Raw genomic sequence first — 12,443 nt, forward strand, 5'->3', positions numbered from 1 at the left:
GCTTTACTCTCCGGCGTAGTAGACGTGACGGCCCATGGCCCGCGTCGCGAGCCAGGTCAGGAACATAATGATGAAGAACAACACGATCGCCATCGCACAGGCGTAACCCATGTTGCCGTAGAGGAACGCGTTCTCGTAGATGTAGACCGCAAACAGCAACGCCGAGCGGTTCTCCCCGCCGCCGGGCAGCATCACGAACGGCTTCACGAATTCCTGGATCGACCCGATGATCCCGATGATCAAGTTGAAGTAGATCACCGGCGAAACCATGGGCACGCTGATGTGCCAAAACTGGCCGAGCGGATTGGCGCCGTCGAGATCCGCCGACTCGTACAACGACTTGGGCACGTCCTGCAGCCCCGCCAGGAACAGCACCATCGCCCCGCCCACCTGCCAGACCGACGAAAGGATCAGCGTGGGCTTGGTCCACGACGCGTCGGCCAGCCACTGCGGGCCCTCGATCCCGATGAGCGACAGGCCGTAGTTCATCAGGCCCAGGTCGCCGTTGAACAGCCACATCCACACCATCGCCACCGCGACCAGCGGCACGATCGACGGGATATAGAAAAACGTCCGGAAGAACGACCGGCCCGCGATCGGCCGGTTCAGCAAGACCGCGATGACCAACGCCAACATCAGCCCCAGCGGCACTGAAAACAACGCGTAGAACAGCGTGTTGTAGATGGCTTTCCAGAACACGTCGTCCGACATCATGTCGGTGTAGTTCATCGGGCCGACCCACACCGCGCTGCGCAGCACGTCGTAGTCGCAGAACGAGTAGTACACCGCCATACAGATCGGGTAGATGCCGAACAGGGCGAAGCCGATCAGCCAGGGGCTGATGAACAGCAGGCCCATGCCGAGTTTTCGTCGTTCGTTACGGGTCACCCTGCCTCCATTCGCGCATCCGCATCTCGCCGGTCTGCTCCCAGCGCCGGTTCGAGCGGTCCAGCTTCCACTGCGCCCGCTCCCCGGCGTAACGCAGCGCCTCTTCGGGCGTCGCCAAACCGCCGGCCGCCTTGCTGTAGGCGTTGACCATCTCGATGTTGTATTCCTCGGCCACGGGCACCTTGGGCAGGACCCGGGCGTTAGGGCTGTTGGCCAGATCGATGAACGTTTGGATGTACGGATGCGGGTGCAGGTCGATGAACTCGTCGCTGTACTCGCGCATCGGGCTGAACTTGCGTTGGCCCATGCACAGCTTCTCGATGTTGCGCTGCTCGTTGACGAAGCGGATGAACTCGAACGCCTCGTCGGGGTTCTTCGCACCCTTGGGGATGACCAGGATGTCGGTGTTCACCAGCGTCGTGTTCGGCCGAACCGCGGGGTCTTCCACGGGAAACGCGGTGGCGGCCCACTCGAGCTGCGGGGCGAACTGATCGATAAAGTTGTACATCCACACGCCCTGCAGCACCATGGCGATCCGCTCGTCGAGAAACGGGTTCTGCGGCGAGGCGAAGTTGCCGGTGAACGAAGCACCGAACTTGCGCATGTTGTCGATGCCGTACTTCTCGTAGAAGCCGGCGTACCACTCGACCGCGGCGATGTTCTCGGGGCTGGTGGCGGTGAGGTTGCCCTCGCCGTCCCACAGCTTTGCGCCGAACCAGAAGCCGTTGTACCCCGTCCACCAGCCCGGCTCGTTGGGCGTGAAACCCATCTCGATGATCTCGAAGTCCTTGGCCTGTTTCTCGGCGTCGGTCAGCTCGCTGTAACGCGCCCGCACTGTCTCGCCGCCGCGTCGCAGCTCGACGACGGTGAGCACCTCGTTCATGGCTTCGAGCTCGGCCATGCTCGTCGGCGGCTTCTCCGGATCAAGCCCGGCCTCGCGGAACATGCGTTTGTTCCAGTGCAGCCCGATCGACGCGGGGGTCGAGGGCAGCGCCCAGACGATCCCGCGGTACTGAAGCATCCGCCAGATCGCGGGGATGTACTCCTCGCCGGTGATGCCCGCTTCTTCGAGGTACGGCGTCAGCGGCGTGAGCGCCCCCTTCTCGGCGTAGGGCGCGATCTGCCGTTCCCACAGCCCCGCGACGTCCGGCGGACGACCGCCCGCGGTGGCCAGCACAAACTTCTGATCGATCTGGCTGACGGCGAGCATCTTCACGAAGATGCGGTCCTGCGACGCGTTGAAATCGTCGACCACCGCCTGCATGGCTTCCTTCTCGAAGCCCTGCCAGTGTTCCCAATAGTTCACGATGACCCGGCCGTCTTCGGTAAATTCACGCTCGGCCTCGGAGCAACCCGGCGATCCGCCAAGCAGCAAGGCCAAACACATAACGGCCGAAGGGAAGAACTTCATAGAGAAAACGCGAGCTCCGAACGAGTCTGAGACAGGATGCGTCAGAGTACATCGCTCACCAAAGCCCGGCAAGATGAATTTATGCGACCGATCGGCCGAACCGAGCGGATCAGAGACCCGAGCTGAATCGGCTGTCGTCTTCCTGCTGGGTGGTGGGCAGGTGCAGACCGCACTCCTGCTTCAGCCCGCCGAACCGGCCGGAGCGCTCGTCCTCGCCCGCGGTGATCGGGCGGGTGCTGTGCCAATCGCCGATGCTGGCGTAGCCCTTTTCGTACAGCGGGTGGTACGGCAGGTCGTGCTTCTTGGTGAGGTATTCGTGGACGTCTTTCGTGGTCCACTCGAGGATCGGCGCGACTTTGTATCGGCCGTCCTGCCCCTCGACCCGGCGGAGGTTCGCGCGGTGGTTGGTCTGCTGGCGACGCAGGCCCGCGAGGGTCGCGGTGACGCCGAGCTCTTCGAGGGCACGGTTCATCGGCTGGACCTTGCGGAGCAGGTCGTAGCGGTTGAGGTCCTCGGGGTTGTCCGAGTCCCAGAGCTGGCCGTGGCGGGCGACGAACCAGCTCGGGCTTTCCTGGGCGGCGTAGACCTTGAGGTTCAGTTTGAGACGCTCGGTGAGCTCGTCGGCGAACTGGTAGGTTTCCTGGAAGTGGAAGCCTGTGTCGATGAAGATCACTGGGATGTCGGGGACGACCTGGGTGACCAGGTGCAGCATCACCGCGGACTGGACGCCGAAGCTGGTGGACATAACCAGGCCATCGCCGAAGGTGTCGGCCGCCCACTGGATGGTCTGCTGGGGGGTGGCGTTATCGAGCTGGGCGTTGGCCGCGTCGAGGTCGACGGGCTGGCCGGGGGCGGCGGGTTGGCTGGGGATGCGGGTCATGGGTCTGGCCTTGGGGCGAACGGGACATGATAGCCCAAGCCGTGGCCTTCGGGAATCGGACGATTCTCAATCGATTCCGGGGGGCCGGGCACCGCGTACAATCGTGGGCCATGCCTCCGTATTCCCCCGAACCCGAAAACCCGGCCGACGGCTCGGGCCCCGCCACCGCCTACATCGCCCTGGGCTCGAACCTCGGCGACCGCCGGGCCCACCTCGACGCCGCCCTGGCCGCGATCGGCGAGCTGCCCGGCGTCGGCGAAGTCACGCCCAGCACGTACTACGAGACCGCCCCCGTCGGCCCGCAGGACCAGGGCATGTTCCTCAACGCCGCCGCCCGTGTCGCCACCGCGAGCACCCCGGAAGCGTTCCTGGAGCAGCTCCTCACCCTGGAACGTCGGCTCGGCCGACCGCCCCGCGAGGAACGCCGGCACTGGGGTCCGCGCGAGATCGACCTCGACCTGCTGCTCCACGGCAACACCGTACTGGACCTGCCCGGCCTGACACTCCCCCACCCCCGACTCCACGAACGGGCCTTCGTCCTCCGCCCGCTCTGCGACATCGCCGCGGAAGTCCCCCACCCGCTGTTCCGCCAGACGATGCGAGAGTTGTTGGCCGAGGTCGAGCGTGACGCCGAGGCGCAGGCGGAGGTGTCGCCGTGACCAAGCCCGCGAAATCCCTCGACGAGCAGACGCTGCTGATCAACGAGATTTTTTATTCGGTGCAGGGCGAATCGACCTACGCCGGGCTGCCCTGCGTGTTCGTTCGGCTGCGCGGGTGCCACCTGCGGTGTGCGTATTGCGACACCGAGTACGCCTTCCACGAGGGCGAGAAGCAGAGCTTGCAGGCCATTATCGATGAGGTCGAGTCGGTCTCCGCAACCAACCCCTCCCCCCCCGGGGGAGGTGGCCCGCGAAGCGGGTCGGAGGGGGATGTTGGTGTCGTGATGGCGGCCGGAGATGAAGATCAATCCGAGCCAAACAGCGCTCCGACCGCCCTCACCCCATCCCTCTCCCGGGGGGAGAGGGGGTTAAACCAAACGCAATCAAGCTGCGACCTCGTCGAGATCACCGGCGGCGAGCCCCTGCTCCAACGCAACGTCCACCCGCTCATGACCGCCCTCTGCGACGCGGGCAAGACCGTGCTCATCGAGACCAGCGGGGCGTGCGACATCTCGGTGTGTGACCCGCGCGTCATCCGCATCATGGACCTCAAGACCCCCGGCAGTGGCGAGGCCCACCGCAACGACTGGAACAATATCGCCCACCTCAACGAGCGTGACGAGGTGAAGTTTGTCCTCACCAGCCGGGGCGACTACGAGTGGATGGTCAAGCAGCTTGAGGAGCACCGGCTGCACGAGCGGGTGAATGCCGTGCTGGTCAGCGCGGTGCATAAGGTCGAGCCGGGCAAGGAGATCGCGGGGTGTCTGGGGCTCTCGATCACCGAGCTGGCCGGATGGCTGTTGCAAGACCGGCTGCCCGTCCGCCTCCAGACCCAGCTGCACAAACTGATCTGGGACCCGTCCGCGCGCGGCGTGTAACGCCGCGCCCTTGGCGAGTGATGAGTGAACAGTGACGAGTGATGAGTTCAGTTCCACTCATCACTGCTCACTCGTCACTCATCACTTAAACTACGTTTATGAAGACCCGCATCATCCGTAAGTTCAGTTTCGACGCTGCCCACCAGCTCTTCACCATGCCCGAGTGGCACAAGTGCCGGCGGATGCACGGGCACACCTACCTCTGCGAGGTCGTCTGCGAGGGCGAGGTCGATCCCGAGGTTGGTTTCTTCCTGGACTACGGCGACCTAAAAACCAAGATCGACCCCATCGTTCAGCAACTCGACCACCACTACCTCAACGACATCCCCGGCCTGCAGGTCCCCACCGCCGAGATGATCGCCAAGTGGATCTACGAAAAACTCAAACCCGAATTGCCCTCGCTGGCGATCCTGCGGCTTTGGGAAACGCCGAACAACGGCGTGGAATACGCGCCTTCGGCGAGTGATGCGTGAACAGTGACGAGTGATGAGTTCTTTTTTCACTCATCACTGTTCACTCGTTACTCATCACTCTTATTGGATGGGCCAAACCAGCGGCGCGATGGTGAGGGTGATGATCATCACCAGGATGTTCAACGGCAGCCCGACTCGGACGAAGTCGCTGAAGCGGTAGCCTCCGACGCCGTAGACCATGAGGTTGGTTTGGTAGGCGGTGGGCGTGGCGAAGCTGGCGGCGGCGGTCATCATGAGCGCGATGGCGAAGGGCTCGAAGTTGAGCCCGGCCGACATCGCCGCGGCTTTGGCGACGGGGAACATCAGGGCGACCGTTCCGATCGGGCCGATGAGCGAGGTGAGCATCATCGCGGCGAGGTAGACCGCAGCGAGAATCGCGACCGGGCCGAGCCCGGAGAAGGACTCGACCAGCAGATTGGCCACCGACACCGCGGCGCTCGTGGACTCCAATGCGGCGCCCACGCCCAACGCCCCGCCCATCGCGAGCAGGACGCGCCAGTTCACCGACTGCCGGGCCTGGTCGGGCGTGCAGCAACCGGTGAGCACCATCCCGCCCGCGGCGAGCAATGCCGCGGTCACCAGCCGCATCGGGGTTAGCGTCGTCAGCAGCACCATCGCGGCGAGCAGGCCCAGCGCGATCCAAGCCCGGTCGTGCCGTGCCGCCTCGGAGCCCTCCACCGCGGAGACGAGGATGAAGTCCTGCCGGTTGCGTTGCTGCGAAACGAATCGCGGGTGTGTGTCGAGCAGCAGCGTATCGCCGGCCCGGAGGCGGACGTCGCCCAACCGCTTGTTGAGGTGCGCCCCGCCGCGGTAGGCGGCGATGACCGCAGCGCCGTACTGCGTGCGGAAGCCGCCCTCACGGATCGTCTTGCCGATCATCGGGTGCTGCGGCGCGATGACCGCTTCGACCAACCGGCGGTTGGGGCGGGGGTCGTCGAGCTTGAACACTTCGTCGGTCGCGGGGGCCAGGCCACGGATCTTCTGGAGGTCGACCACCGAGTCCACAACGCCGGCAAAGATCAGGCGGTCGCCCACACGCAGCGTCTGCTCGGGCCCGACCGCAACCATGCGGTCGCCCCCGCGGTCGATCTCGACCAAGTACGCCCCGGGCAGGTTCCGCAGGCCCGCCTTTTCGACGGTCTGCCCCGCGAACGGGGCATCGGCGGTGACCATCATCTCAACGGTGAAGCTGCGGCCGGCCTCGTCGTCATCCGGCTGGAACGCACTGACGCTGGTCCGCCGCTCGGGCAACAACTTGTCGGAGAGCAGCAAGAGATAGCCGAGTCCAACCAGAGCCGCCGGCACGCCGACGAGGCTGATGGTGAACATGCCCAGCGTCATGTCGGCGCGTTGCCCGGTGGTTTCGAGGATGGGACCCAGGGCTTCGCCGTTGGCCTGGGCCGAGCGGACCATGCCGTCGACAAAGACGTTCGTAGCGGTGCCGATGAGCGTGCAGCTGCCGCCCATGATCGCGGCGTAGGACAGCGGGATCAGCAGCTTCGAGGGCGACAGGCCCGTCTTCTTGCACCAGTCGTTCACCACGGGGATGAACATCGCCACGATCGGGGTGTTGTTCAGAAACGCGCTGAGCCCCGACACGGCCGGCAACATGCGCACCTGAGCTCCGCGGACCGACTTGGGCTGGCCAAGCAGCCGACGGGTCAGCAGCTCCATCGCGCCGGTGCGCGAAAGCCCCTCGGCGATGACGAACAGCACGCCGATGGTCACCACCGCCTCGTTTCCGAAGCCCGAGACCGCCCGGGCCGCCGACGGGAAAGCGTCCGAGAACAAACCCATCGCCACCAACAGCGTCATCCCCCCCAGCAGCACCGTATCGGGCCCGGCAACGGCGCGCAGCATCGCGAACGCCATCAAGGCGATCACGCCAAGCGTCAACCACGCTTCCCAACCCATCGCTGTGCTCCACGAGCATCTCTGAAGCTCAGACGACCGCAACGCCGCGGCCGTCACCCGCTATCTATCGGCGATCCCGGAGTTTACCCCCAACCGCAGACGCCACAAACCGCCCCACAGACCAAAAATCGCCCTCCGCCCGCCCCGGCGGGTTAAGTCCACCAGCAGGCGGTTCGATATGCACATTGGTGGTCTATTTTCGAAGGCCCCTGTGAGGCTATTTCTATGTCACCCAGTGCTGTACGGCTTCTGTGCCCGAATCTCAAGTGTCGAACGATTCTCTCCGTGCCCGAGAGCGCCCGAGGTAAGACCGTTCGTTGCCGCAACTGTGGCATGCGGATCCAGGTGCCCGAACCCAAACCGGTTGCCCCGACCCCCGAGGAAGCCGACGCCACGCAGAGCAAATGACAAACCGCGTGCACGGCTATTGCCGGGCACGCTCATGCGTCACGAAACCCAAAAAACAATTAATCGTCGTCGTCCAGATCATCGAAATCGAATTCGATGATGCTGCTGCCGCTGTCGCCCGGTGAGCGCTGGGCCTGCTCTTCCTGGGCCATGGCTTCGAGCGCTTCGAACGGGTCGTTGTCGTCGTCCCCGAGGTCCACCGTTGGCATGGAATCGTCGGCCTGGGCGTCGGCGGCGACGGCCACCTCCGCGTCGCGTGCCGCCAAGGGTTGCTCGGGCGACACCGTGGCCCCCGAGTCGTGCGAGCTGGCCGAGGCCACGATCGTGCGAACCGGGTTGATGTCGGCCGGAACACCGTCAACGACCAGGGTGAACACCACCGGACCCACCACCACCTCATCGCCCGCAGAAAGCTCGGCTTCCTGAACCCGGATACTGTTGTGGTACGTGCCGTTGCTCGAACCCAAATCGCGGAGCTTGACCTGTTCGCCCGACACCGTGATTTCGCAGTGTTGCCGCGATACGCTGGACAGCGGTATCCGAAGCTCGCAACTGTTTTTACGACCGATCACCAGCGAGCCAGCCCGGAGTGGGAAGTCCCGGCGGGTCCCATCGGCTTTAAACATGACCAGTGAGGCTTCCATAACGATCCTAGAGAGACGGGAAAGAACAAAAGACGCCCCGCAGCTATCCTGAAGTGTAACGCCGTGGAACACCCCCAGCAAGCCATCTCGTCCCCTTTCCGCAAGGGTTTCTCGCCCCAGACCGCGGTCGATGCGCTGTACCTGCACCTGCCGTTTTGCTTCCACAAATGCCACTACTGCGATTTCTACAGCGTGGTCGAGCAGCCCGGGCATGACCGCCAGGCCGCATTCACCGAAGCCCTGATCGCCGAGCTACGCCAGTGGGCCGAGCACCTGGACACACTCGCCCCCCAAACGATCTTCGCCGGGGGCGGCACGCCGACGTACCTCCGCCCCGAACTGTGGGGCCAACTGCTCGAAGCGATGCACCGCCTGGGTCTGCTTGATCGGTGCGAGGAGTTCACGGTCGAAGCCAACCCCGAAACGGTGACCCCCGAGCTCATGCAGCAACTCGCCGCCGGCGGGGTCAACCGCGTGTCGATCGGGGCCCAATCGTTTCAGCGTGAATCGCTCCAGGCCCTCGAGCGTTGGCACGACCCCGACAACGTGCCGCGCGCGGTCGAGGCTTGCCGGGCTGCGGGACTCGACAACTTTTCGCTCGACCTGATATTCGCCATCCCCGGCCAAACCCTGGACATGCTGGACGACGACCTGTCCCGACTGGTCGCGCTGAGCCCTAAGCACCTCTCGACCTACGGCCTGACCTACGAGCCCAACACCGCCCTCACCGCCCGCCTCCGCGTCGGCAAGGTCACGCCCATCGACGAAGACACCCAGCGCGAGATGTACCAGCACGTGCTCGACCGCTTGGAAGCCGAGGGGTTTGAGCACTACGAGGTTTCGAACTGGGCGAGGACGGGGATTTCGGATTTGGGATTGGGGATTTCGGATTTACCAGACGCAAGCGTTGGCGTAGAGCAACCGCCAGCGAGCGATTCGGTTCCCGAAATCCGAAATCCAAAATCCGAAATCTCCTCCCGCTGCCTCCACAACCTCGCCTACTGGCAGAACCGCAACTGGCTCGGAGCGGGGCCCGCCGCGGCGTCGCACCTCGACGGCCAACGCTGGCGCAACACACCCAACCTCGCGACCTACCTCGCCTCCTGCCCCGACCCGGAAACCCAGGACCACGAGCAACTCCCCGAACACGAACGCACCGGCGAACGGCTGATGCTCGGCCTGCGGCTTTCGGACGGCCTACCGTTGGATTGGATCGAAACACATCTGCCCGCCGACGACCGCCGACGCCGAGCGATCGATGAGATGATCGACATCGACATGCTCGAACGCACCGACACGCACCTGCGTCTGACCCGCCGCGGCCTGTTCGTTGCCGATAGCGTGATCGCCAAACTCCTCTAGCGCCGGACTCTTTGCACTACGCCATGCCACTTGACGATGACCATTACATGCGTGCCGCGATCCAGGTCGCCCGTGGCAACCCGGCCGCGCCGTTCGGCGCCGTGCTAATCGATCCCGCCACCCACGAAACCCTCGCGGTCGGGCTCAACGACTCCAAGCGCGACCCCACGCAACACGGCGAGATCGACGTGCTGCAAAAAGCCGCCGCGGCCCACGGCCGCGCGAAGATCAAGGGGGCCACGCTCTACACCACCGCCGAGCCGTGCCCGATGTGCATGACCGCCTGCGTCTGGGCCGAGGTCGGCCGGGTGGTGTACGGCACGTCGATCCCGCACCTGGCCGCGACCGGTTGGCGTCAACTCGACCTACGCGCATCCGAGATCGCCGACCGGGCGGGGTGGTCAACCGATCGGGTGGTCGGCGGGGTTCTGGCGGCCGAGTGTGACCCGATGTTCGACGCCGCGATCCGATCCAGTTAGTCCTGGAGCATGACTTCAAAAAACCGAGTTAACGCCCGGCGAAGCCTAGCTCAGACAAGACGATCGACTGCGACGCAAACACCGCCCCGCGGTCGTCGAGCCATTCGAAGGTCAGCGCTGGCTGGTCGGCCCAATCGATGCGGAGCAATGCGAAGTGGCTCATCCGCCGCACCTCGCCGACGCGGTACCGGTTGGGCTCGTTGACGGCCCGCTCCGGCTGATTCATCCCCGACGAGGTCGCGTCCCACATGGGATACGGCGTGGCCGGGTCCGTATCACGGGACAACTCGGCGAGGTGCCGATCGCCGCTGAGAAACACCACGCCCTCGGCCCGGGTCTCGCCGATCAAGCCATACAGCCGTTCGAGTTCGTGCGGGAAGTTGCCCCAGCACTCCCAGCCGTGTTCCCGGGCGACGACCTGGATGCTAGACACGATCACCCGGACGTCGGCGGGCTGGCGCAGCTGCTCTTCGAGCCATGCCCATTGCGCTTCGCCCAGCAGCGTCCGCGAGGTGTCGGCCATCGGGAGATACGGGCCGCCCCGGCGTTGGCTGCGTGGCACCTCGCTGCGTTCGGGTTGGTCTCGGAACCACCGCGTGTCCAGCACGATGAATTGCACCCGCTGGCCTTCGGGCCCGAGCGTTGTGGCGTGGTAGACCCCGTCGCGGTCGGCGGGGATGAGCGCGGCCGAGTCGGGGAAGAAACGGATCAGCTCCGCCCGGCCGGTTTCTTTGAGTTCCCATTCGACACCCGCGTCGTTCTTGCCGAAGTCGTGGTCGTCGTAGGTCGCCAGCACCAGCGGCACCTCGTCCCGAACGCGCGGCCAGTACGGCTGGGCTTCGAGCTCGTCGTAGTACGGACGGAACTGCTCGGCCCGCGTGGGCACCTCCGGGATGTCGACGTACACGTTGTCACCCATCATGACCAAGACGTCGGGCTGCGCCGCGAGCAGGTGGTCGAACGTTGGGGCCGGATAGCGGGTCTTCAGACACGAGGCGAACGCGATCACACTGGGCGGCTCGACAGCCTGCACTTCGGGCCCGGGCTCGGCCGTGCAACCCCAAGCCGTCGCCATGGCGACCAACAGAACACTCAACCGTTCGGTGCATCGGTGCATCGTGGGACTCCGAAAAAGTGAACCCATGTTATACACCCGATTGGCTAATGCATCGTGAGCGTCATCGGCTCTTGCGTTTGCGTTGCTTCCGGGGTGCGGAGCTCTGTTCGTGACGTTCGCGGGCCTCGGCGGCACGGCGCTGTTTACGCGTCATGTTAGCGCCGCTGTCCGGTCGCGTCCCGGCGCGGTCGGCGGCGGCCTGCGCGGCCTGCTGCTCGTCGCTACCCCGCACGGCCGCGGCCGCGGCGGCGGCCATCGACGCCGAGGGAGCTTGCGGAGCGGCGGCACCCGCGCCGGGGTGGCTCGCCTGCTGGTTCTCGCCGTAGGCGTTGTTGAGCCGGACGTTGGGCGTCAGCCGGGCACGGAAGATCAGGTCGGTGACCTGGTCACGCGTCGAACGCTGCATCTCTTCGAATTGAGCCGCGCCTTCGCGCTTGTACTCGATCTTCGGGTCCTTCTCGGCGTAGCCACGCAGGCCGACCGATTCCTTGGCCTGGTCCATCGCGTAGAGGTGGTCCTTCCAGCTCTTGTCGAGCACCTGCAGCAGCACGAACCGCTCGAGCCGGGTCAACTCACTGATAAACGCGGCACGGCCCTTGTCGTAGACGAAGTCTTCGAGCTGTTCCGCAGGCACGGCTTCGAGCTCGCCCTCGCCGAGGACCGCGCCGTAGCGTTCGGCGAGTTTGGCCGTTAGGCCTTCAGGGTCGTTGCGGTACTTCGCGGCGATCTCGTTGGCTTCCTTGTCGAGCTTGCCGTCTTTGGCCAGCCAGGCTTCCTGCTCGGAGATGATCATCTGGAACAGATCCTGGCCGCTCTTCTCTTTGATCTCTTCGTCCGTCACCTCGACCTGGTAGCGCGACTTCATGAGGCCCTTGAGCTGTTCGATCGCCCAGTTCTGGTCCTGTTGTGCGCCCTGCATGATGACCTCCATCGCGAACTCGCAAGGGTAGGTCAACTCACGGCGGGAATAGGTTTCCCGAGCCTTCTCGAGGATCATCGGGCCGGCGGTCGTGACGTCAACTTCTTTGAGTTCTTCGACGGGCAGCTCCAGGCCGAACTTCTGCTGGGCCCACTCCGACAGCTCGCGCTGCGGGATCTCCTTGTCGAGGAACTTGGCCAGACCCGACAGGTCTTTCTGGTCGATCTGCTCCTGCGCCGCCTGGGTCAGCTCGGCCGCGACGTCGGTGGGGTTCATCGAACGCAGCTTGCTGGCGGGTAGGTTCACGTCGAAACGCGACATCGCCCAGCCCGACAGGCCCTTGAGGTCCCAGTCTTCGGGCAGCGAGTCGTTGGACATGTATTCGCCCAGCGTCACGTCGATGATCTGCGC

Annotated in this window: 12 protein-coding genes; 5 read left to right on the forward strand and 7 right to left on the reverse strand. The window is 64.9% G+C overall.

What is annotated here, in order from left to right; all coding sequences use genetic code 11:
* Positions 1-3: 3 nt before the first annotated feature.
* The 3 genes from HNQ40_RS01620 to cysH all read right to left on the reverse strand — a co-directional run bounded on the left by HNQ40_RS01620 (position 4) and on the right by cysH (position 3,179).
* The gene (locus tag HNQ40_RS01620; RefSeq protein WP_184675730.1) at positions 4-888 is read right to left on the reverse strand and encodes a carbohydrate ABC transporter permease; all 885 of its coding nucleotides are present in this window, start codon (positions 886-888) and stop codon (positions 4-6) included.
* Complete coding sequence (locus HNQ40_RS01625; RefSeq protein ID WP_184675732.1) at positions 878-2,299, reverse strand: ABC transporter substrate-binding protein; 1,422 nt, start codon at positions 2,297-2,299, stop codon at positions 878-880. The genes HNQ40_RS01620 and HNQ40_RS01625 overlap by 11 nt, the downstream gene beginning before the upstream one ends.
* Positions 2,300-2,408: 109 nt before the next feature.
* Positions 2,409-3,179 carry a phosphoadenosine phosphosulfate reductase gene (gene cysH / locus HNQ40_RS01630; RefSeq protein WP_184675734.1) on the reverse strand — a complete coding sequence of 257 codons (771 nt, stop codon included), beginning with the start codon at positions 3,177-3,179 and terminating at the stop codon, positions 2,409-2,411.
* Positions 3,180-3,289: 110 nt separating this feature from the next.
* Between cysH and folK the strand changes: the two genes are divergently transcribed.
* From folK to queD, 3 genes are all read left to right on the forward strand, one after another.
* The gene (gene folK / locus HNQ40_RS01635; protein WP_184675735.1) at positions 3,290-3,838 is read left to right on the forward strand and encodes a 2-amino-4-hydroxy-6-hydroxymethyldihydropteridine diphosphokinase; all 549 of its coding nucleotides are present in this window, start codon (positions 3,290-3,292) and stop codon (positions 3,836-3,838) included.
* On the forward strand, positions 3,835-4,716 hold the full coding sequence (locus tag HNQ40_RS01640) for a 7-carboxy-7-deazaguanine synthase QueE (protein ID WP_184675736.1): 882 nt from the start codon (positions 3,835-3,837) through the stop codon (positions 4,714-4,716). Before folK ends, HNQ40_RS01640 begins: the two co-directional genes overlap by 4 nt.
* A 98-nt stretch (positions 4,717-4,814) precedes the next feature.
* Positions 4,815-5,189 (forward strand): 6-carboxytetrahydropterin synthase QueD, encoded by a 375-nt coding sequence (gene queD / locus HNQ40_RS01645; RefSeq protein WP_184675737.1) that lies wholly within the window; start codon positions 4,815-4,817, stop codon positions 5,187-5,189.
* A 60-nt stretch (positions 5,190-5,249) separates the two neighbouring features.
* Here queD and HNQ40_RS01650 read toward each other — a convergent pair whose 3' ends face one another.
* A complete protein-coding gene (locus tag HNQ40_RS01650; RefSeq protein ID WP_184675738.1) occupies positions 5,250-7,103 on the reverse strand; it encodes an SLC13 family permease in 1,854 nt (617 codons plus the stop codon).
* A gap of 467 nt (positions 7,104-7,570) precedes the next feature.
* Positions 7,571-8,155 (reverse strand): FHA domain-containing protein, encoded by a 585-nt coding sequence (locus HNQ40_RS01655; RefSeq protein ID WP_184675739.1) that lies wholly within the window; start codon positions 8,153-8,155, stop codon positions 7,571-7,573.
* A gap of 63 nt (positions 8,156-8,218) precedes the next feature.
* On the opposite strand from HNQ40_RS01655, the gene hemW reads away from it, so the two are divergent.
* Positions 8,219-9,517, forward strand: a complete 1,299-nt coding sequence (hemW, locus tag HNQ40_RS01660) for a radical SAM family heme chaperone HemW (RefSeq protein WP_184675740.1) — start codon at positions 8,219-8,221, stop codon at positions 9,515-9,517.
* A 23-nt stretch (positions 9,518-9,540) separates the two neighbouring features.
* Entirely contained in the window at positions 9,541-9,996 is a 456-nt protein-coding gene (locus HNQ40_RS01665) for a nucleoside deaminase (RefSeq protein WP_184675742.1), read from the forward strand.
* Positions 9,997-10,024: 28 nt separating this feature from the next.
* Here HNQ40_RS01665 and HNQ40_RS01670 read toward each other — a convergent pair whose 3' ends face one another.
* Together HNQ40_RS01670 and HNQ40_RS18680 are read right to left on the reverse strand one after the other, a co-directional pair.
* Positions 10,025-11,113: an alkaline phosphatase D family protein gene (locus tag HNQ40_RS01670; protein ID WP_184675744.1), complete on the reverse strand. Its 1,089-nt coding sequence runs from the start codon at positions 11,111-11,113 to the stop codon at positions 10,025-10,027.
* 61 nt (positions 11,114-11,174) lie between these two features.
* Positions 11,175-12,410: a hypothetical protein gene (locus HNQ40_RS18680; RefSeq protein ID WP_390675666.1), complete on the reverse strand. Its 1,236-nt coding sequence runs from the start codon at positions 12,408-12,410 to the stop codon at positions 11,175-11,177.
* Positions 12,411-12,443: the final 33 nt, after the last annotated feature.

The organism is Algisphaera agarilytica, from assembly GCF_014207595.1.
GTDB classification, from domain to species: domain Bacteria; phylum Planctomycetota; class Phycisphaerae; order Phycisphaerales; family Phycisphaeraceae; genus Algisphaera; species Algisphaera agarilytica.